The 19,800-nt window shown below is 35.1% G+C and carries 24 protein-coding genes; 2 read left to right on the top strand and 22 right to left on the bottom strand.

Annotated elements, in window-relative coordinates:
• Positions 1-15: 15 nt before the first annotated feature.
• The gene (locus ACFSW4_RS15725) at positions 16-258 is read left to right on the top strand and encodes a ferredoxin (protein ID WP_054753197.1); all 243 of its coding nucleotides are present in this window, start codon (positions 16-18) and stop codon (positions 256-258) included.
• 2 nt (positions 259-260) lie between these two features.
• Here the strand turns inward: ACFSW4_RS15725 and ACFSW4_RS15720 are convergent, their stop codons facing one another.
• Positions 261-725, bottom strand: a complete 465-nt coding sequence (locus ACFSW4_RS15720; protein ID WP_377330484.1) for a helix-turn-helix transcriptional regulator — start codon at positions 723-725, stop codon at positions 261-263.
• Between the two features lie 116 nt (positions 726-841).
• Here ACFSW4_RS15720 and ACFSW4_RS15715 point away from each other — a divergent pair, with 116 nt between their 5' ends.
• The gene (locus ACFSW4_RS15715; protein WP_054753200.1) at positions 842-1,336 is read left to right on the top strand and encodes an inorganic diphosphatase; all 495 of its coding nucleotides are present in this window, start codon (positions 842-844) and stop codon (positions 1,334-1,336) included.
• 93 nt (positions 1,337-1,429) lie between these two features.
• Here ACFSW4_RS15715 and ACFSW4_RS15710 read toward each other — a convergent pair whose 3' ends face one another.
• The 21 genes from ACFSW4_RS15710 to spoVAC form a co-directional block, all read right to left on the bottom strand.
• Positions 1,430-2,602, bottom strand: a complete 1,173-nt coding sequence (locus ACFSW4_RS15710; RefSeq protein ID WP_377330482.1) for a hypothetical protein — start codon at positions 2,600-2,602, stop codon at positions 1,430-1,432.
• Positions 2,599-3,129 carry an RNA polymerase sigma factor SigX gene (locus ACFSW4_RS15705; protein ID WP_054753207.1) on the bottom strand — a complete coding sequence of 177 codons (531 nt, stop codon included), beginning with the start codon at positions 3,127-3,129 and terminating at the stop codon, positions 2,599-2,601. Before ACFSW4_RS15705 ends, ACFSW4_RS15710 begins: the two co-directional genes overlap by 4 nt.
• A 191-nt stretch (positions 3,130-3,320) precedes the next feature.
• Positions 3,321-5,060 carry an ATP-binding protein gene (locus ACFSW4_RS15700; protein WP_377330480.1) on the bottom strand — a complete coding sequence of 580 codons (1,740 nt, stop codon included), beginning with the start codon at positions 5,058-5,060 and terminating at the stop codon, positions 3,321-3,323.
• A complete protein-coding gene (locus ACFSW4_RS15695) occupies positions 5,060-5,776 on the bottom strand; it encodes a response regulator transcription factor (protein ID WP_377330478.1) in 717 nt (238 codons plus the stop codon). The genes ACFSW4_RS15700 and ACFSW4_RS15695 overlap by 1 nt, the downstream gene beginning before the upstream one ends.
• Positions 5,777-5,801: 25 nt before the next feature.
• Positions 5,802-6,986, bottom strand: a complete 1,185-nt coding sequence (gene ccsB / locus ACFSW4_RS15690; protein ID WP_377330476.1) for a c-type cytochrome biogenesis protein CcsB — start codon at positions 6,984-6,986, stop codon at positions 5,802-5,804.
• Positions 6,987-7,000: 14 nt separating this feature from the next.
• Positions 7,001-8,620: a cytochrome c biogenesis protein ResB gene (gene resB / locus ACFSW4_RS15685; protein ID WP_377330474.1), complete on the bottom strand. Its 1,620-nt coding sequence runs from the start codon at positions 8,618-8,620 to the stop codon at positions 7,001-7,003.
• Positions 8,621-8,652: 32 nt separating this feature from the next.
• Complete coding sequence (resA, locus tag ACFSW4_RS15680; RefSeq protein WP_279401532.1) at positions 8,653-9,192, bottom strand: thiol-disulfide oxidoreductase ResA; 540 nt, start codon at positions 9,190-9,192, stop codon at positions 8,653-8,655.
• Between the two features lie 64 nt (positions 9,193-9,256).
• Positions 9,257-9,997, bottom strand: a complete 741-nt coding sequence (locus ACFSW4_RS15675; RefSeq protein WP_377330472.1) for a pseudouridine synthase — start codon at positions 9,995-9,997, stop codon at positions 9,257-9,259.
• A 70-nt stretch (positions 9,998-10,067) separates the two neighbouring features.
• Entirely contained in the window at positions 10,068-10,598 is a 531-nt protein-coding gene (locus tag ACFSW4_RS15670; protein ID WP_377330470.1) for a spore maturation protein, read from the bottom strand.
• Positions 10,573-11,181 (bottom strand): nucleoside recognition domain-containing protein, encoded by a 609-nt coding sequence (locus ACFSW4_RS15665; protein ID WP_377330468.1) that lies wholly within the window; start codon positions 11,179-11,181, stop codon positions 10,573-10,575. Before ACFSW4_RS15665 ends, ACFSW4_RS15670 begins: the two co-directional genes overlap by 26 nt.
• Positions 11,169-12,074: a D-alanyl-D-alanine carboxypeptidase family protein gene (locus ACFSW4_RS15660; RefSeq protein ID WP_054753213.1), complete on the bottom strand. Its 906-nt coding sequence runs from the start codon at positions 12,072-12,074 to the stop codon at positions 11,169-11,171. The genes ACFSW4_RS15665 and ACFSW4_RS15660 overlap by 13 nt, the downstream gene beginning before the upstream one ends.
• 101 nt (positions 12,075-12,175) lie before the next feature.
• Positions 12,176-12,634: a DUF3907 family protein gene (locus ACFSW4_RS15655; RefSeq protein ID WP_054753215.1), complete on the bottom strand. Its 459-nt coding sequence runs from the start codon at positions 12,632-12,634 to the stop codon at positions 12,176-12,178.
• Between the two features lie 47 nt (positions 12,635-12,681).
• Positions 12,682-13,245 carry an SMC-Scp complex subunit ScpB gene (gene scpB / locus ACFSW4_RS15650; RefSeq protein ID WP_377330466.1) on the bottom strand — a complete coding sequence of 188 codons (564 nt, stop codon included), beginning with the start codon at positions 13,243-13,245 and terminating at the stop codon, positions 12,682-12,684.
• A 2-nt stretch (positions 13,246-13,247) separates the two neighbouring features.
• Complete coding sequence (locus ACFSW4_RS15645; protein WP_054753219.1) at positions 13,248-13,988, bottom strand: segregation/condensation protein A; 741 nt, start codon at positions 13,986-13,988, stop codon at positions 13,248-13,250.
• 155 nt (positions 13,989-14,143) lie between these two features.
• Positions 14,144-14,494 (bottom strand): GNAT family N-acetyltransferase, encoded by a 351-nt coding sequence (locus ACFSW4_RS15640; RefSeq protein ID WP_377330464.1) that lies wholly within the window; start codon positions 14,492-14,494, stop codon positions 14,144-14,146.
• A 139-nt stretch (positions 14,495-14,633) separates the two neighbouring features.
• Positions 14,634-15,062 (bottom strand): peptidylprolyl isomerase, encoded by a 429-nt coding sequence (locus ACFSW4_RS15635; RefSeq protein WP_054753223.1) that lies wholly within the window; start codon positions 15,060-15,062, stop codon positions 14,634-14,636.
• Between the two features lie 26 nt (positions 15,063-15,088).
• Complete coding sequence (lysA, locus tag ACFSW4_RS15630; RefSeq protein WP_377330462.1) at positions 15,089-16,366, bottom strand: diaminopimelate decarboxylase; 1,278 nt, start codon at positions 16,364-16,366, stop codon at positions 15,089-15,091.
• Positions 16,367-16,487: 121 nt separating this feature from the next.
• Positions 16,488-17,963, bottom strand: coding sequence for a spore germination protein (locus ACFSW4_RS15625; RefSeq protein WP_377330460.1), 1,476 nt, complete (start codon positions 17,961-17,963; stop codon positions 16,488-16,490).
• Positions 17,964-17,968: 5 nt separating this feature from the next.
• Positions 17,969-18,319 (bottom strand): stage V sporulation protein AE, encoded by a 351-nt coding sequence (spoVAE, locus tag ACFSW4_RS15620; protein WP_054753236.1) that lies wholly within the window; start codon positions 18,317-18,319, stop codon positions 17,969-17,971.
• 7 nt (positions 18,320-18,326) lie between these two features.
• On the bottom strand, positions 18,327-19,334 hold the full coding sequence (gene spoVAD / locus ACFSW4_RS15615; protein WP_377330458.1) for a stage V sporulation protein AD: 1,008 nt from the start codon (positions 19,332-19,334) through the stop codon (positions 18,327-18,329).
• A gap of 13 nt (positions 19,335-19,347) precedes the next feature.
• Positions 19,348-19,794, bottom strand: coding sequence for a stage V sporulation protein AC (gene spoVAC, locus ACFSW4_RS15610; RefSeq protein WP_377330456.1), 447 nt, complete (start codon positions 19,792-19,794; stop codon positions 19,348-19,350).
• Positions 19,795-19,800: the final 6 nt, after the last annotated feature.

Raw genomic sequence — 19,800 nt, 5'->3', positions numbered from 1 at the left:
GTTGGAGGATTAAATATGTCTAAATATACTTACGTGAATCAAGACACTTGTATAGCTTGTGGCGCTTGTGGCGCAACAGCTCCCGATCTGTTTGATTACGATGAAACCGGTGTAGCCTTTAATTTAATTGATCAGAATACTGGCACAATAAAAGTTCCAGATGAATTATTAGAAGATCTTGAGGATGCTTATGAAGGTTGTCCAACAGAATCTATTCAGCTTTTGGATTTTCCCATTAAATCCAAAAGTTACTTATAAACTTATTTATGATAATAGGCAGTCATTTCTTTGAAGTGTTTGACAGCACTTTTTTTATAAAAACTACTAAACAACCTTTCACCTAATTGATCAACTATTCTATAATAATGTGTCATTACATGTCTTTGCAGTATTAGACCGTTTTGTTCGTCTATGACTTTCCAAAATGTATGGTTCATCCATTTTTGAGATTGATGTAAGTGAATATTTTTTCGTGCAATGGTTTGTAATAGATGAACAATATCCTCTTCTCCGAATTCCTGCTGTATAATAGAACTATCTCTAAAGATACTTGCAAAGGTTACGATGACAGGCCAGCTTGCTAGTTGCCTGTCTTTTTCAATTTGCACAATTGTCTTCTTTGAAATGCCAAGAATAGATGCCATTTCATCTTGATTATATTTAAATTCGCTTCTGACTAGTTTAATCTTAGATGAAAGGACTTTCACTAATTCTTGTTCATTCATCGCATTCCCTCACATACATTTTGTCATTTTATATCATTTTACCATGAATCTTGCTTTTCTTACTATATAAAGATTGGTATAATAAGTAATCGAAATAAGCATAAGGAGGACTAACTATGGCAGAAAATAAAATTGTAGAAGTATTTGTAGAAATTCCTACAGGTAGCCAGAATAAGTATGAATTTGATAAAGAAAAAGGTGTTTTTAAACTTGATCGTGTTCTATTCTCACCACAATTCTATCCAGCAGAATACGGATATCTAGATGAAACACTTGCATTAGATGATGACCCATTAGATGCACTTGTACTAGTCACTAACCCTACTTTCCCTGGATGCGTCATTGATGCACGTGTTATTGGTTTCCTAAACATGATTGATAGTGGTGAAGAAGACCAAAAATTACTTACAGTACCAGTTGAAGACCCTCGTTTCAAAGATGTTTATTCATTAGAGGATGTACCTCAACACAAATTAGATGAGATTTCTCATTTCTTCCAAACATACAAAGATTTGCAAGGCAAAAAGACTGAAATTGGTGATTGGGAAGGTCCAGAAGCTGCAAGCAAGTTAATTGATGAATGTGTTAAACGTTATCAAGATCAAAATTAATAAAAAATAATTAAGAAGAATCCGAACTAAATTAGAGTTCATGACTCTACTCAGTTCGGATTTTTTAATATACTTTAATTAAGCTTAAAAGGTCTATTGAACATTGATATATTCAGGAACATGAATAGGCTCAGTTAAGTCATATGGTCCTACTTGATTCATATTTAAATTAGTAAATTGAATTTGATTATAACCGAATGAACCAGCTGTTAATAACATAGCTTCTATCAATCTTTGCACGGACTCCTGATTACTTGGTGATAATTTTGAATGAATATTAATTTCTAAAACCGCGCTATCCTCAGAAAAATTTACTTCTAAATCCTTAGGAATAGGTGCAATAACATTTAAATTCTTTTCATTTATCTTTAGTTCATCAATTGCCTCTTCCATAGACATGCTTTGATTTAATCTCTTTCTTACCCAAAAATACCTATTTTTAGTTTCAAATAATTTATAAGCATATTTTTGTTCGTCAAAAGTGTATTGATCGATCGTTCCAGAATGAGGAAGGTCTAAAGATTTACCCTCTGAATCTTGTAATTGTATTTGCTCATGCCCTAATGATTGAAAATAACTTAGCGACTCAGAAAGTGCCAATTCACTAGCTGAACCTTGCAATTGAGTTTCATCAACCTGAACAATAGGGACAGACTTATTATTAGTTCCCACGAATTGGGCGTAATGATTTAAATTGGTTTTTAATTCTTCTTGTTGTACGACCTCATCCTGTTGATTAAAGAAAGTATAAGGATCATTATTTTCAGGGATAAAATAAGTCAAAGGCACAAAATATTGAGCGGCAGGACCTGGAATGATTAAAGTTGCCTTGTGTATGCTATCGGAAACTACTTGTTCTTCACTTAACAGTCTGGGTCCAGATGACTCGATTATATTTGATTCAGCCTGAGGTTGTTCTGAAAATGGTTTGGATTCTTCCCCTTCAGCCTCTTCTGCTTTTTCAACACTTTCTTGTTGATTACTATCTGTATCATACGAACTTGATTCATTGTTCTGTACACCTATTTGATCAGCAGTTTCGTTAGAACCAACGAACTGATAGCCGACTATGATCGCTAAACAAAGTGCAGCGGCAGTTGATATTGCTGGCAATAACCAAGTAATTTTTTTCTTTTTAGGCTCATCTTCAATATTAATCTCTTCTAATACCTTTTCGTAATAATCATCAAACGTCTTTTTGTCATTAATATTGGGCATCTCAGACAATAGTTTTTCAATTGAATCATCATTATGTTGTTTACTCATTCTGTATGCCCTCCTTCGCGCTGTAACATAAGTTCTTTTAAAACGCTAATCGCTCTATGTTGTGTCGTTTTAACTTTGCTTGTTGTCCAATTAAGTACGTCTGCGGTTTCTTTAATGGATAGTTGTTGAATATACCTTAAGATAATGACCATGCGTTGGTCTTCCGTGCATTCATCTAAACACTTATACATATCTTGAATTTCTTCGCTTTTTTCTGCTATTTCTTGTGGTGTCGGGGATTGATCTTTTAATAAATTTGAATGTTCGTTAACATCAAATTGATTTGCAGTGTGTTTTTTCTGTTTACCGTATTTTCTGAAGTGATCAATCGTAACGTGTCTAGCTACTGAGAATAGCCACGTTTTTTCACTACTTTCGCCTTTGAATGTGTCATAAGATTTTAGAACTCTTATGTAAACCTCTTGAACTAAATCCTCTGTTGTTGTTTGATCCTTTACCATATAATAAATAAAAGAAAATAAATCTTGGTGATATTTTTCATACAGCTCTTGAAAGACAGCTTTCATTCGTAGAGCCTCCGTTCTCAAATATATAGTCGAAATATATGTATAAAAGTTACAACACCCAATATTTTATCATATAAAACAACATCTCAAATTAATATTGCAATTGTTGTTCTATGAATGCATGAATAAAACCCAAACTAAGATTATATTTAAATCATTAGTCTGGGCTTACTTTTCATTGTCGTATACGATTATTGAGGTATTGAAAATATAAATGTAGTCCCCTCACCCAATTGACTTTTAGCGTAAATTGAACCACCATGTGCCTCAACAATATGTTTAGCAATCGACAGTCCTAAGCCAGTTCCTTTCTTTTGCCCATTTCTAGTTCTTGCTTTATCACTTTTATAGAAACGTTCAAAAATGAATGGTAAGTCTTCTTCCGGTATGCCAGAGCCATTATCATTAATATAAAACGTAAGTTCATTATTGCTTTCATCAACTTTAACTTCAATTTTACCGCTATTAGGTGTGTGTCTCATGGCATTATCGATTAAGTTAGTCAACACTTGTTCAACTCGGTCCGGGTCAAAAGAATATGTTAAGTCAACTGGAACATGTTCTACTAACTCTATTTGTTGTTCATCAGCGATTGAGTGGAATTTCTTAACAATCCGCTTAACAAAAGGTTTTACCTCTACATTTTCTTTACTAATTTGTATATGTCCTGCTTCCATACGCGCTAAGTCAAGAAGTTCATTAACTAAACGGTTCATCCTTAATGATTCATCGTAAATAATTTGAGCTAATTCTTGCTTTTCCTCTTTAGTTTCTGCAATATCATCAACAATCGCTTCTGAATAACCTTGCATCATCGAGATTGGCGTTCTTAATTCATGTGAGACGTTAGCAAGGAAATCTTTACGCAATTTATCTAACTGTCGTTCCTCTGTCATATCACGAATAATTGCTACAGCTCCCCTGGCCTCACCTTCAATATATAATGGGGTCATGACTAATACAAAATTACGTCCTTGAGCTACAATTTCTTTTGCATATTCCTGCTCTTCCTCAATCACATTCTGCAATGTCTTCCTTAATTCTTGTGGCAATGTATAATCCTCATTGTCTCCTTGAAAATTAACCTGCGATAAAAACTGTTCAGCAGGTGGATTAATCAGCATAACACCCAGTTGTTTATTTACTGTAATAACACCGTCTGCCATCGATTTTAAGATACTCGATAATTGCGATTTTTCTTGGTTTAAAGCTGTTATATGGTAATTTAACTGTCTTCTCATTCGGTTAAATGAAATAGCTAATTCACCAATTTCATCATGAGTTAATACTGGAACTTTCGTATTAAATTCACCACGGGATAATTCTCCCGCTACTCTTCTCATTTTGATCAGAGGTGCTGTTATACGACTCGATAAGAAGAATGCAAAAATAGTTGTAAGTACGATGGCAATAGTTGCCGCTAATAAAATGATTTTTGTAGCTTTAGTAGTAGTTTCTTCAACTACTTCAAGTGACTGATAAACATAGATTGCTCCGTTGTTGTCTACTGTTGGCATTCCAACTATTATAATTTCCGCGTTACTATTTGGTAGTGTCGTAATTTTTCGAACCGATTCGTTCGAATTAAATACCCCACTTATTTCATCATTACTTACAAACCAACTAGGTTCAATAGAAGGTTTATTCGCGTCCATTTTATTTTGCCAAAAATCATGTTCGGTAAAAAAGACCGTAACACTGGTTTGAGGTGCTAATAATTGATCAATTGTATCTAAAGTTAGAGATGTTTCTTTATGTTGGTCTATGACTACTGCAACATTTTCAGCCTGGTTCATCAGATTTTCTTCAGCATCTTGAACATAGAAATCCTCAAAAAACTCAAGTAAAAATACAGTTAAGATCATTAAGACGAAAGCAACTAATAAAATAATCGTAAACCATAGTTTAAAAACAACACTTCTCCAAAGCATTATGAATCGATTACCTCAAACTTGTACCCGATTCCCCACACCGTCACAATCATTTTTGCAGCATCTTCTGAAACTTTGCTTAATTTTTCTCTTAGTCGTTTTACGTGAGTATCAACTGTCCTTAAATCACCAAAAAATTCATACTCCCACACTTCTTTCAGTAACTCTTCGCGGTCAAACACTTTATCAGGTGTCTTTGCTAAATAATAGAGTAATTCATATTCTTTTGGTGTTAAATTAACTTGAACCCCATCAGCAATTACCCGATGTGCATCTTTATCGATGGTTAAATGAGGATAAACAATCACATCATGGGAATCAGTATCCGTTTTTAAATATTTTGTTGATGATGAACGACGTAATAAAGCCTTAACTCTCAAAACGACTTCACGAGGGCTAAATGGTTTAACTATATAATCGTCTGCTCCGACTTCAAAGCCTTGAACGCGGTTCGACTCTTCTCCTTTAGCTGTTAACATAATCACAGGTGTTGCCTTACGTTCACGGAGTTTAGTACATACTTCTACGCCATCCATTTCTGGAAGCATTAAATCTAGTAATATTAAATCAAAATCAATTTCTAAAGCTTTTCTTAAAGCTTCTTCACCGTTTTCAGCCTCTTCTATGACATATTCCTCACGTTCTAAATAAAGTTTTAGTAAACGTCGGATTCGCTCTTCATCATCAACTACCAAGATTTTCGCTTGTTCAGACATGTAAGACAACTCCTTTAATTATTTTTTAAGCATATGAGTGTAAACCTGCAATAACTAAGTTAACAAATATTAAATTCATCATTATAATAGTAAAACCGACAACTGCTAACCAGGCGGATTTCTCACCATGCCACCCAGCACCTAAACGTAAATGTAAAAACGCTGCATAGAATAGCCAAGTAACGAGTGCCCATACTTCTTTAGGATCCCATCCCCAAAAGCGACCCCAGGCATCCTGAGCCCATATAGCCGCAAATATTAAAGCTCCTAATGTGAAGACTGGAAAACCAATTGCGACGGATCGGTAAATGATTTCATCTACCTTGTCTATATTTACTCTAGATAGCTTAGGCTGTATGGCTGCTGCAACTCTATTCCTTAGTATTAATCTTGCTAACCCATAAAGAATTAAACCACCTAAGATTGACCAAACCAATGTATTGAATTTTGATCCTGCGTTTGAACCATGCATCCAGGCCGGCGCTTCAATACCTGATGTAAATCCATTTGAGGTTAGCTCTGAATTATTAGGTTCAATTAAAGGTGGTAAATGATATTCTACAGATTGTTCAGCACCATCAATTGTTTGGTTGAATTCCGCTTGGTAACCCGCTGCTTCAAAACTAGACGTAATAATAATAAACGCCGCTGTTGCAAATACAAAAAATAACACAAATTCTAGCCAAGTGGTTTGAGATGATCTTTTAGTCTGGTCAATTTTTGCAATTAAATAGACTAATCCTGCAACAAAACTAATAGCTAGTATAGCTTCACCGGTTGCTGCAGTCGTTACGTGAATATATAGCCAATGAGACTGTAGCGACGGAACTAATGGAGATATTTCAGTTGGAAACATCGAACCGTATCCGATAATTAAGATAGCGGTTGGTAGAGCAAATAACCCTAGGATTGTTTCTCGATAGATGAAGTAAATGATAATAAACGCAAATACAAGCATCATACCGAAAAACGCGATAAACTCAAACATATTACTGACTGGGGCATGACCTGCTGCAGACCATCTTATAAAGAAATAAGTCAGTTGGGTAATAAAACCTAAAATCGTAACCGTAATAGCAATTTTAGAAGCTTTTGATTTTGTGTTTGCTTCACGTTTATTACCGATGGTTGCACCAAAAAACAAGGTTGCAATTAAATACAAAATAAATGCGGCATATAAGAAATTACTACTTAGCGCATATAAATCCATAATAGACCCTCCTTTTAGATCTTCTCCTGTTGGTCATTGACCATATTGATTGATGTGCCCTCTATAGATGCTTCGATTTCATTTTTAAGACCAAACCAGTTTTTATTAGTGTGGCCAGCTATTAAGAACTGTTCACCTTTCGGATGAATCCAAACCCTTCTGTGATGCCAGTATAAACCTTGTGCAACACCAATCATAAATATAACAGCTCCAATTAAAAAGAAAGGAAGTGAGTAATCCTTCTTAACGATTAACCCAGAAGCAGTGATTAATTCTGTATCTTCTACTGATAAGTTTATGGTGTGATTGTCATTCAAGGCAATAACAGATTCGTCAATGTAAAAGAATCTCTCTTTTTCAATATCAGGTCCAGTAACTTCAAAAATAATACCAGGGTTCCGTGGATATTTTGAAAAAGATGAAGGTCCTTCTTCTGTAATTTCAAATTGTGGGTAATAATCTTTAATTTCAACTTGGTAACCTTGGTCAAGTTTAAATATTCGTTTGTCTTTATTCGTATCAAACTTAAATCCACCTAATCCGTTACCATTGTTCGTTTCAGCATTAAAAGAAATAGTCTTATATTCACTTTTCAACTGAGTACCTGACTGATAAATGCCATACCCATCAAATGTAACTGGCTCATTAAGTCTAATTGAACCACTTGTGACTTTCTCAAGTTCAGGCTCTTGACCTGGAATAATATCGCCTTTAACTTTATAGACAGTTGCATTTGTTTGGAAATTACTCGGAACGTCAAATTCTTCATTCTTTAGTGCTTCCTGAAATCGTTCATCGTTACGGTCATATGTTTCATAAATGAATTTATCATTTTTGATGTAATATTGTTGTTCTGTCGTTGGAAGGACCTTTGTTTCCCCTTCTCGCACCCATATATAACCTTCTGTATGCATGAAATCAAACATTCTAAGGATACCTGCGATTAAAATTATAATGAGTCCAATGTGATTGACATAGGGCCCCCAACGTGAGAAACGGTTTTTTTCAGCTAAAATATGTCCATCGTCTTCAGTGATTTTGTACCGCTTCTTTTTTAAACGTTCAATTAATTTGTTTTTCTCATCTTCTGTTACATTCTCTGATTCACTAAAAAAGCGTTGCCTTCTTACGAAAACTTCATGCCTTTTTGCTTTTTGATTCTTAAGCGCTCTATGTAATGGGACAAACCTGTCAATAGAACAGATGACTAATGAGATACCAATAAGTGCAATTAGCGTTATAAACCACCATGAGCTATACAAGTTGTGAAACCCTAATTGGTAAAATATTTTACCTGTTAACCCATATTGTTCTTCATAGAATTGACTAGAAGGAAGTACTGAATTTTTAAATTCTTCTTGTGGGTACAATGTACCTATAGCAGCTGCGATCAATGCTGCGACTATTAACCAAACTCCCACTTTAACTGATGAGAAAAATGCCCAAGTTTTATCAATAAACGTTCGTTTGTACGTTTTGGATCTGCGTGCACTTCCTTCATAACGCATCTCAAGTACCTTTTGCTGGTCGTTACCATCTATATGTTGGTTTTCTTTTATTGGTTTACCACATGCTTCACAAAGTACTGTACCTTCATGATTAATGTGTCCGCATTCACATTTGATCTTATTCATATCTATCCCTCACGGTCAAACAATTATGTTTGCTATTCTTTAGGTAAAATCTCTTTGAAATAAGTCTCTAAACGATCTAAAGTCAATGGTCCTTTTACAACACGCTCTATAGTTCCATCCGGGTTTATAAAATAAGATGTTGGTAGAGGTTGTACATTGTAAAGTTCCATAATTGTACCATTTTTGTCGTGTACTAATGGGAATGATAAATTGTATCTGTTATAAAAGTTTTCAATGACCATTCTATTTTTATCAACACTTACGGCGATAATCTCGATACCTTGATCTTGATATTTTTGATACAGTTCTTCCATGTACGGCATCTCTTTTTTACATGGTCCGCAATAGGTTGCCCAAAAGTTAATCATAACACCCTTGCCTTCTAATTCAGAAAGCTGAATCTCTTCTCCGTTATCCAAGCGTTCTAATACAAAGTCTTCTGCAGGGTCACCTTCAGCTAATATCGGATTATCTTGAAGGCTGTTTATATATAAAACTAATATCGTTGTAATAACTAAAATTGACAATACAACACTACGAAAGACCAGTCTTGTTTTCTTGTTTTTGAACATCATCCGACCTCCTTATCGCCATTATAACACTGTGGTTAAAACGCAAGAAAATCATGTTTGAACATTATTTAACATTTTTTTTTGCTAAATCTGAAAATTGCTTTACTTCATGTGGCGTCAATTCACGATACTCACCAGGATTTAAGTTTCCTAAATTTAACGGTCCGAATCGTTCACGTTTAAGTTTCTCCACTTGATAGCCTAACGATTCTAACATTCGGCGAACTTGTCTATTTTTACCTTCCTGAAGCGTCAGTTCAATAATGCTTTTTTGCTTTTTAAAGTCCGTTTTTAAAATACGACTACTAACGCATTTCAAATATTCCCCATCGTGCTCTACGCCTTTTTTCAGCAGATTGATTTCTTCCTTTGAAGGGATTCCTTTAATTTTAGCCACATATACTTTATTAATTTTATAGCTCGGGTGAATGAGTTTTTGAGAGAATTCACCATCATTTGTTAATAATATTAAACCAGAAGTATCATAGTCTAAGCGACCTACAGGGAATAGTCTCTGATCAATCTCATCACTAATTAAATCACCAACAACCTTTCGGCCACGGTCGTCGCTAACGCTTGAGATCACACCCCGTGGTTTATATAAAAGAAAATAAACTGGCTCTTCTTTCTCTAATGGAATTCCATCTACTTCAATTTGATCATTTGGCCCCACTTTGGTTCCAAGTTCGGTTACTTTTTCGTTATTAACTTTTACCCGCCCATCTGTAATGAGTTTTTCTGCTTTTCGTCTTGATGTAAATCCGCTTTTAGCAATTGCTTTTTGTAAACGCTCTTGACGATCCATAAAATCACCTTTCTATATACAAAGATAAGAGCGTTAACCAGAAGTTAACGCTCCCCCTTTTTTCTATATATTATCCGAATAACATGTAGCAAATAACTAACGATGCTATTATACCAATAAAATCAGCAATCAGTCCAACCTTAAGCGCATCTCCCATTTTCTTAATTCCAACCGCGCCAAAATAGACCGTCAAAATATATAATGTCGTATCCGTACTCCCTTGCATGGTAGAGGCTAATTTCCCAATAAACGAATCGGGTCCTTCTGTTTTAATTATATCAGTTGCAACCCCTAAGGATGCAGTCCCCGAAATAGGTCTCGTTAAAGCTAATGGTACGATATCAGGCGGTACGTTTAAAAATGATAGAACCGGAGCAATTAATGAAACAAATGCATCCATGGCACCTGATGCTCTAAATATACTAATGGAAACAATCATACCTAATAAAAAAGGAAGCAAGGAAATAGCGAGTGATACTCCTTCCTTACCTCCTTCAACAAATTTTTCATAAGTTGGGACTCGTTTATAAGTACCATATAGTAAAACAAATAAAATGATGAAGGGAATAATGTAATTACTTATTTGAATGATCATACCCAAGTCTCCCTTGTCTACGATAATAAAAATAACGATCGACTAATATAGCTCCTGTAGTAGATATTAATGTTGCTAGGATCGTAGAGGTTACAATTTCTGTAGGTGCGCTTGAATCATATTGCATTCTAATAGCGATAATAGTGGTAGGAATAATCGTCACACTAGAAGTGTTAAGAGCTAAGAAGGTGATCATTGAACGTGATGCGTCCTCTTGATCATCATTTAATTTTTTCATTTCTTTCATGGCTTTAATCCCAAGCGGTGTTGCTGCATTACCTAGCCCAAAAACATTTGCAGAGAAGTTTGATAAGATATACCCCATGGCAGGATGATCATGAGGAATATCAGGAAACAACCTTGTAAATAAAGGCTTAAATAAATTAGCCAATTTTACCAACAAACCCGCTTCCTCAGCTATTTTCATCAGACCTAACCAAAAAACTAATATACTAACTAAACTTATAATGAGATAGACCGACTCGTTTGCACTTTCAAATATGACTTTATTAACTTCTTCAATAGTCCCGTTAAAAATAGCATAAATAATCCCCACAACTGCTAGAGCTACCCAAATTATGTTGACCATTCTTTTACCCCATGCATTCGATCTAGAACATCAAAATATGATTTAATGAATGTTGGGAAATCTAACATTTCCTCATCAATTCCATCTGATCGCTTTTCAAGTTTTTCAAAAGCATAATCATATAATACTCTATGGTCACTCCAGTCATTAGAAGCATTTAAGGTGACCACTACGATCTCTTTTCCATCTCGTTCTGCTGTGGTGACTAATGTTCGTCCTGCACTTTTGGTAAACCCTGTTTTTCCACCTGTGCAGTAATCATTTGTCATCAGCAACTTATTTTTATTAAACCAATAGTAATCTATATTCTCAGAAAGATATTTCTTTGTGCCAAAGATCTTTCTAAATTCATCATTCTTCATTGCGTAACTAGTTAGCAATGCCATATCATATGCAGTTGAATAATGATCCTCTTCATCTAAACCATGAGGATTTTTGAATGAACTATTTTTCATTCCAATCCACCTGCGCTTTTCATTCATTAAGAAGGCAAACCCTTTCTCACTGCCACCAACATGTTCTGCAATAGCAGTTGCAGCATCATTCCCGGATCTAAGCATTAAACCATATACCAAATCTCTAAGTGAATAACGATCCCCTGGCTTTGTATAAATTGATGACCCCTCTTTGTTCACTGCATTAGAACTAATGGTAACTTGATCATCAAGATCTCCATTTTCAACCGCAACTATAGCAGTCATGATTTTAGTGATACTTGCGATATTACGTTTTTCTTGGGGCTGCTTTTCATAAAGGATTTCATTTGAATCTATATCTAGCACAATAGCATTTCTTGCGGACACATTTGGTGATGCTTCAGCTTTAAAACCAATGCTTGTACTAAATACAGAAACTAATAAGGCAACAACGGTTAATAAATAGAGCTTTTTCATTGACGAACTCCTCACTTGATGGACTTAAACTACTCATAATCAATATATGTTCTTGTCCAATATGTATGAATAAAAAAAGAGGCAGGTTATAACCTGCCTCTTTAAAGCTCAAGATAATCTAAATGTTCTCTAAGCTGTAAAAATGATGGTTCGATCTTTTTAATGGTTTCAACAATTAAACGACCTGGATGTTCCTGAAAATCAATTGAGCATTTATTTCGATAAGATGCTCGGCTATCTTCAAACCATATTTCATCCCTTGGAGAAAAATATTCAATAATACACTTATAATAGATCCCTTTATAAACTCGATCAAAATACTCTTGTTCAATACTATTTGTTTTTAAAAGTTTTGTAATTGCCTGACGTCCTTCACCACAGAAGATAGCCAAATATCTAAATTCTTTAAAAATTGATTGAAGGTACTCAATATTTAAACTCTTTTCAGAATCAAGAAGTTTATCAATACTTGTAAAATCCAAAAATTCGTGCAACTCGTATTCGATAAACGTTAAATGTTCATTAATTGACTCCGCTTGAGAAAGAAGGTGCGTATCCATTACGGTTGTCAGTTCCTCCTTAATGTTAAAAAACTCTACAACATTTATTATTGTTCACTAAAAAATAAATCTGCTTCTTGCATCGCTTCATTAAAATCTTCATCTGGTAAAGGTGGTAACTCTTCTAACGAAGTTAAACCAAAAAATGTTAAAAACTCTTTTGTTGTTTGATAAAGAATAGGTCTACCGCTTGTTTCTTTCCTCCCGCACTCTTCTATTAAAAATCTAGATACTAATGTTTGAACTGGTCCGTCACTCTTAACACCTCTAATTTCTTCAATTTCCACTTTTGTAATAGGTTGCCTATAAGCAATGATGGCCAGTGTTTCTAATGCAGCTTGAGATAATCTAGAGGAAATGGTTGATTCCTTCATCTTTTCATAATACAGTGCATGTTCTGGTTTAGTCGTTAGATAATATACCTCCTTTTGTTCTAATATAGATAATCCTCTTTGATTATGTTCATAATCATACTTCAATTCTTCAATCAACACAGGAACGGTGTCGATGTCTACAGATAATACTTCTTTAATTTGTTTGATTGATAACCCTTCATCACCAGATACAAACAAGAGCCCTTCTAATATGCCTTTCAATTGCTTTAATTCCATTATTAAACCTCCGCTAGCTCTACCATAATATCATCAAAGTTTTTAGTCTGGTAACAGGAAATTCTTACAGCTTTCATAAGTTCTAGGATAGCTAGAAAAGTAGCGACAATTTCAAACTTTTCATGATAAGGAAATAGGTTTTCAAATGATTGCTTGCCACTGTTAATTTGTAGACGTTCTACAACCTCGTCCATCCTTTTCTCAATTGATACTTCCTGCCTTTGGACCGTTGTCTCCATCGGCTCTAGTAACTGCTTTCTTCTAAGTACTTTTTGAAAAGCCTGCGCTAAATCAACAATCGTTACTTCATCACTTTTAGTAACTTTAACTGTATTCTCATATTTCGAAAGGTCTATAGGCGGTCTTGTGTATGTTTGATTAGCATCATGCTCTCTTTCTTTTAACACATGCGAAGCCTCTTTATATTTCTTATATTCAATTAGCCTCTGAATTAGTTCTTCTCTAGGGTCTTCTTCATACTCATCTTCAATCTCTAATTCCTGTTTAGGTAATAACATGTCACTTTTGATAGCTAATAAAGTTGCAGCCATGACCAAGTATTCACTTGCTACATCTAAGTGTAGTTCCTGTAGTGTGTGTATATAATTTAAATACTGGTCAGCTATTTCTCTCATAGGCACGTCATAAATATCAATTTCATATTGGTTAATTAAATGTAGTAATAAATCTAAAGGTCCTTCAAATGTATCTAACTTTACTTGATAAATTGATTGTTGTTCCATAATTTCACTCTTTTCAAAGAAGCGTTGAGCATACCCATTCAAATCTTATCAAATAATGAATTAAAAAGAAATATAAGACCTAATAAACAGTTAATTAATTTTATATATAAATTAATGCATAAGAAATCCCGCTAATACTAGCGGGATTAATAAAGTTATTCTTCTTTACATGTACTGACAAAGTTTTCGGTTTTTTCATTTGCACAAATCAAGTATTCATTAGAAAATTGATCATTAAGTGCTTTAACCATCTTTTTACCAATACCTTGGTTTCGGTGAGATGGTGTAACACTTATATGCTGAACGATCATTTTTTGATCATCATCTATACGAACTCCTATTAAACCAAGGATATCTTCTTCTTTCCAAAGAAACAAACGCCAATGATCATTTGCTTCATACTCCTTAATGGTTGACTGCAATTTCTTAACTTCTTTTTCATCCGGCATAAATGAAAGTAAGCCCATTGCAATCTTTTCAAAGCTCTTTTTATATTTAATTAGCATAAAAACCCCTCTTAAAGTCTTTCATAGTTTAATATAGTTATAGATAAATTTTTAAATATTATACATTATATACTTTAATTATTTTATAACATTTGTCAAATTTAAGTACTAACTACTATAACATATATGCTTCTATGGATTAATCGACTATTACTTTGTCCATAACATCACCAGGACGTACTCGGTCTACTACATCGACTCCTTCAGTCACTTTGCCAAAGACCGTATGAACACCATCAAGATGTGGTTGAGCTGAATGGCAAATAAAGAATTGGCTACCTCCAGTATCTTTACCAGCATGCGCCATTGATAAACTTCCTCTCTCATGTTTATGAGGATTGTCTTCTGTTTCACATTTAATGGTGTATCCTGGACCTCCAGTGCCATCACCCCTAGGGCAACCACCTTGAATGACAAAGTTAGGGATAACGCGGTGGAATGTTAATCCATCATAAAAACCTTCTTCTGCTAATTTTACAAAGTTGTTCACAGTATTTGGAGCTTCTTCTTCATATAAATCGATTTTGATTTGTTCACCATTTTCAAATTTAATCGTTGCATGTTTCATATCTTTTCTTCTCCTTTAAATTAATTTCATTCATATGATAAATCATTGGCAACAACATCTTGATAGGTTTCACGTTTAACAACAAGTCGATCTTGACCATTTTCAACAAAAACGACTGCTGGCTTAGCGAAACGATTATAATGATTTGCCATCGAATAACCATATGCACCAGTTGATGCAACTGCTAATATGTCTCCACTTTCAATATTCGGAACATCTAAATCCCATATTAACATATCTCCAGACTCACAACATTTACCAGCAATTGAAACTGTCTCTTCAACAGTTTCATTTATTTTATTTGCAACGACTGCATGATATTTAGCCTGATAGAGTGCAGGCCTGATATTATCTGTCATACCCCCGTCAACCGAAACATATTTACGAACTCCTGGAAGCTTTTTAATCGATCCAACTGTATATAGTGTTGTTCCAGCTTCACCTACTATTGAACGACCAGGTTCAATCCATATTTCTGGTAAATCTAAATCACGTTGCTCCGTCTCATACTTTACCGTTTCAACTAACTTCACGACATATTCATTTAATGGTAAAGGTTCATCTTCATTAGTATACCTTATCCCAAATCCACCGCCAAGATTGATCACTTGAGATTGATAGTGATACTTTTCCTTCCATCTTGCAAGAGTTTCATATATTTTTTTTATAGCCATGATAAATCCTTGCGTTTCAAAAATTTGCGACCCAATGTGACAATGGACACCAAGAACATCTATCCGGTCATATTTAAGCAGAATTTCCATTGCTAGGTCTGCCTGCTGACTTATTAAATCAAAACCAAATTTTGAGTCTTCTTGACCTGTTAAAATATAATCATGTGTATGTGCTTCAATTCCTGGTGTTACACGTAGTAATACTCTCATGTTTGTTTGACGCTGATTCAATATTTCATTTAACAACTCTATTTCGTAAAAGTTATCCACTACAATGCAGCCAATATTATATTCCACTGCCATTTCTAACTCTTCTTTACTTTTGTTATTTCCATGCATATGAATTTTATCAGCAGGATAACCTGCCTTTATAGCTGTATACAATTCACCTTGAGATACTACATCAAGACTTAAATTTTCTTGTTTTGCCACTTGCAGCATAGCAATCGATGAAAAAGCTTTACTCGCATATGCCACTTGATAATCTACACCTAAAGATTCAAAAGTCCTCGTAAACGACCGAGATCGTTCTCTTATTTGATTTACATCATATACAAACAAAGGTGTACCGTATTGTTCGGCAAGATAAACAGCATCTACGCCACCGATTTGTAGATGATTCTTTTGCAAATTGACCACCTTCTCACAATATGTATCAAAATTTAAATCGATACTTACCAGTTAGTAGTAAGTATCGATTGATTTTAAAATTATCTCTTAAACTTTACCATATGAACGAAGGTGTAATCAATTATATATTACCTTCACGTCTATTTTCATTCTGAGGGTGAACAATGCTTGGTCGCACTTTATCTAGCGGAATAGGCACACGGAATAGCACGTGGTATAAGGCCCTAGCATTAAATGGAATCACTGGCCAGAAATAAGGTGTATTTAAAGACATTGTTTTAGTTAACATGAGAATATATAACGTAAAACCAATGACTAATCCTTTAACGCCTAAAGCCGCTGTTAATAATACTAAAGATAACCTTGCCAACTTGTTTGCAACACTTAATTCATAACTCGGTGTTGCATAAGCACCCATTGCACTGATTGCTACATATAATATAATTTCCGGTGTAAATAACCCTACTTCAATAGCTATTTCACCTATCAAAATAGCTGCAATCAAGCCCATTGCAGTAGATACTGCGGTAGGCGTGTGTATAGCAGCGATCCTCAAGAATTCTACACCAATATCAGCCATTAAAATTTGAACTAATATCGGTATATTACCTTCCTCCTTAGGACCAATGTAGGATAACCACTCCGGTAATAGTTGTGGTTCCATAACAAACAACAGCCACAAGGGCAATAAGAAAATAGAGAAAAAGATAGCAAAAAAACGAACCCATCTAACGAATGTACCCACAACAGGAGATTGCCTATACTCTTCAGCATGTTGCACATGATGAAAGAAAGTCGTCGGTGTGATAATGACGCTTGGTGATGTATCCACCATAATTAGAACATGGCCTTCAAACAAATGAGCTGAAGCGACGTCTGGTCTTTCCGTGAATCGCACTAATGGAAATGGATTTACTTTCTGATCAACAATAAATTCTTCAAGGCTTTTCTCTGCCATCGCGAGCCCATCAATATCTACTTTTTCCAAACTCGATCTAATCCGCTGTACTAAACCCGGGTCTGCAACATCTCTTAAATACGCAATGACAACATCTGTTCTAGATCGAGCTCCAATTCTTAAAATTTCAAAACGCAGGTTATCGTCACGAACTCTTCTACGGGTTAACCCCGTATTAACGATAATATTCTCCGTAAAACCATCGCGTGATCCTCTAACTACTTTTTCTGTGTCAGGCTCTGAAGGAGAGCGCCCTGGATAACTCCGAGTATCAACCGCAAATGCTTGGTCATAGCCATCAACAAAAATAACGATTAAACCAGACAAAATTTCAGTTACAGCGTCATAGGTAACATCAATCTTCTCAACTTGACTATTGACTAATCGATTTTCTATTAATTCATGAAGATGTTTTGGACGGGGCTCAACATCATTTAACTCTAATAATTCCTTCATCACGATGTTGATATGATCTTTGTCGTTGAGTCCTGTTACGAAATAAATATCAACTTCTGTTCCAAGTACGTTTATGGTTCTAACATCAGCATCAAACGATACACCAATACCGATTAAGTCTTTTAGAAATTTTCTATTTTGAACAATTGACTTTGTAATCTTCCGTTCTTGATCCGGTTTCATGAACATCACCCTTTAGGTTTAAAAATTAACGCTACAATAAATCCAAACAATATGGCAGAAGCAATTCCGGCCGAAGTTAACTGAAAAATCCCAACAGCTACTCCAATAAATCCATGTTCTTCTGCTTGAGTCATGGCACCATGTAATAGTGAATGACCAAAGCTTGTAATAGGAACAGTAGCACCAGCTCCTGCAAATTTTATTAAATTATCATAAAGATTAAACCCATCTAATACGGCACCCGCAACAACGAAGGACGACATGACGTGTGCGGGAGTTAATTTGAAGATATCAAGTAATAGCTGTCCAACAACACATATTGCGCCACCTACTACAAATGCCCAGAAGAAATCCATAAACATCTTATACATCCGCCCTTTGCAAGACAACACCATGAGCAATACATGGAATTGTTTCTTTTTGCTGAACTAAAGTTGGACTTAATAATGCTCCAGTAGCTACTATAAGAACTCTCTTCAGCTTATTTTCCTTAAGTTGTTGCAATATATACCCGTAAGTCACAACTGCAGAACATGCACAACCACTTCCACCTGCGAAAATCTGTTGATTAGGGTTATAGATCATTAGACCGCAGTCTCTATGAACCCCTTCAATATCATAACCTGATTGCTCAGTCATTTTTTTAACAATAGGAGTTCCAACACTTGATAAATCTCCCGTAAGTATTAAATCATAATCTTCTGGTTTTCTGCCGAAATCTTTCATGTGTTGAACGATGGTGTCAGCAGCTGCTGGTGCCATAGCAGAACCTAAATCAAGTGGATCACTAACACCATAATCTATAACCTTTCCAATGGTAGCACCTTCAACTTTTACATCAGAAGGCTCATTATTTAGTAAAATCGTACCCGCTCCAGTTACAGTTATAGTTGCAGTGTCCGGTTTCTGTCCACCGTATTCAGTTGGGTAACGAAATTGTCTTTCTGCTGTTGAATAATGGCTTGATGTACTCGCTAAAACATTTTTGCAATTACCACTATCGATTAAAGAAGAACCGATCGCGACCGTCTCCATTGAAGTCGAACACGCCCCAAATACACATAAGAACGAGGATGACATTTCTCTCGCCATGTAGTTCGACGACACATTTTGATTTAGCAAATCACCACTAATAAACAGGTCAATCGCATCTTCTCTAATGCTTGTTTTTCCTAAACATATATCTATAGACTTTTTAAGTAATGCTCGTTCTGCACTTTCCCAATTTTTTTCATCACAATGAAGATTATCAAATGAATAATCAAAGTAATCACTTAACGGTCCTTGATTTTCCTTAGGTCCTGTCACTGCCCCAGAGGACTGTATATAAACACCTTGACTAAATTGCCATGACTGTTTACCTAACTTCATAACTTAACCACCTTTACAAAAACTGCTCAACTAAATAACGTATAACACCAACTATATAAGCAGATACAGTACCAAACACGATTACACTTCCTGCTAACTTAAACATATTAGTTGCAACACCCAGTACGATTCCCTCACTTTTATGTTCCAATGCAGCACTCGTAATCGAGTTTGCAAATCCTGTAACAGGTACAGCCGAACCTGCCCCTGCAAATTGACCAATTTTATCATAAACACCAAAGCCAGTAAGTAATGCTGCAATAAAAATTAAAGTGGTCACAACAGGGTTCCCTGCTGTTTTTTCAGTAAAACCAAAAACTTCAATATAAAAAATAGTCAGCCCTTGACCAATAGCACAAATAATTCCGCCAACTACAAATGCTTTCAAACAGTTTTTGAGAAGTTTTGGCTTAGGTTGATAAGGTTTAATGTCATTCGCATAATTGTCTTTAGTTATCATAGTTAA

Source organism: Piscibacillus salipiscarius (assembly GCF_042685285.1).
Taxonomy (GTDB): Bacteria; Bacillota; Bacilli; order Bacillales; family Alkalibacillaceae; genus Piscibacillus; species Piscibacillus salipiscarius.
The sequence above is the reverse complement of the archived record's forward strand: the minus strand, read 5'-3'. Positions and strand labels throughout refer to the sequence as shown.

Bases quoted from the DNA above. Each gene is read 5' to 3' on its own strand.
- ACFSW4_RS15725 (WP_054753197.1), top strand. From the start codon at position 16: ATGTCTAAATATACTTACGTGAATCAAGACACTTGTATAGCTTGTGGC.
- resA (WP_279401532.1), bottom strand. From the start codon at position 9,192: ATGTTCAAAAACAAGAAAACAAGACTGGTCTTTCGTAGTGTTGTATTG.
- ACFSW4_RS15720 (WP_377330484.1), bottom strand. From the start codon at position 725: ATGAATGAACAAGAATTAGTGAAAGTCCTTTCATCTAAGATTAAACTA.
- ACFSW4_RS15675 (WP_377330472.1), bottom strand. From the start codon at position 9,997: ATGGATCGTCAAGAGCGTTTACAAAAAGCAATTGCTAAAAGCGGATTT.
- ACFSW4_RS15645 (WP_054753219.1), bottom strand. From the start codon at position 13,988: ATGGAACAACAATCAATTTATCAAGTAAAGTTAGATACATTTGAAGGA.
- ACFSW4_RS15655 (WP_054753215.1), bottom strand. From the start codon at position 12,634: ATGGATACGCACCTTCTTTCTCAAGCGGAGTCAATTAATGAACATTTA.
- spoVAE (WP_054753236.1), bottom strand. From the start codon at position 18,319: ATGGATTTCTTCTGGGCATTTGTAGTAGGTGGCGCAATATGTGTTGTT.
- ACFSW4_RS15700 (WP_377330480.1), bottom strand. From the start codon at position 5,060: ATGCTTTGGAGAAGTGTTGTTTTTAAACTATGGTTTACGATTATTTTA.
- ACFSW4_RS15635 (WP_054753223.1), bottom strand. From the start codon at position 15,062: ATGAAACATGCAACGATTAAATTTGAAAATGGTGAACAAATCAAAATC.
- spoVAC (WP_377330456.1), bottom strand. From the start codon at position 19,794: ATGATAACTAAAGACAATTATGCGAATGACATTAAACCTTATCAACCT.
- resB (WP_377330474.1), bottom strand. From the start codon at position 8,620: ATGAATAAGATCAAATGTGAATGCGGACACATTAATCATGAAGGTACA.
- ACFSW4_RS15710 (WP_377330482.1), bottom strand. From the start codon at position 2,602: ATGAGTAAACAACATAATGATGATTCAATTGAAAAACTATTGTCTGAG.
- ACFSW4_RS15715 (WP_054753200.1), top strand. From the start codon at position 842: ATGGCAGAAAATAAAATTGTAGAAGTATTTGTAGAAATTCCTACAGGT.
- ACFSW4_RS15695 (WP_377330478.1), bottom strand. From the start codon at position 5,776: ATGTCTGAACAAGCGAAAATCTTGGTAGTTGATGATGAAGAGCGAATC.
- ACFSW4_RS15705 (WP_054753207.1), bottom strand. From the start codon at position 3,129: ATGAAAGCTGTCTTTCAAGAGCTGTATGAAAAATATCACCAAGATTTA.
- ccsB (WP_377330476.1), bottom strand. From the start codon at position 6,986: ATGGATTTATATGCGCTAAGTAGTAATTTCTTATATGCCGCATTTATT.
- spoVAD (WP_377330458.1), bottom strand. From the start codon at position 19,334: ATGAAGTTAGGTAAACAGTCATGGCAATTTAGTCAAGGTGTTTATATA.
- scpB (WP_377330466.1), bottom strand. From the start codon at position 13,245: ATGGAATTAAAGCAATTGAAAGGCATATTAGAAGGGCTCTTGTTTGTA.
- ACFSW4_RS15640 (WP_377330464.1), bottom strand. From the start codon at position 14,494: ATGCTAATTAAATATAAAAAGAGCTTTGAAAAGATTGCAATGGGCTTA.
- ACFSW4_RS15625 (WP_377330460.1), bottom strand. From the start codon at position 17,963: ATGAAACCGGATCAAGAACGGAAGATTACAAAGTCAATTGTTCAAAAT.
- ACFSW4_RS15665 (WP_377330468.1), bottom strand. From the start codon at position 11,181: ATGGTCAACATAATTTGGGTAGCTCTAGCAGTTGTGGGGATTATTTAT.
- ACFSW4_RS15660 (WP_054753213.1), bottom strand. From the start codon at position 12,074: ATGAAAAAGCTCTATTTATTAACCGTTGTTGCCTTATTAGTTTCTGTA.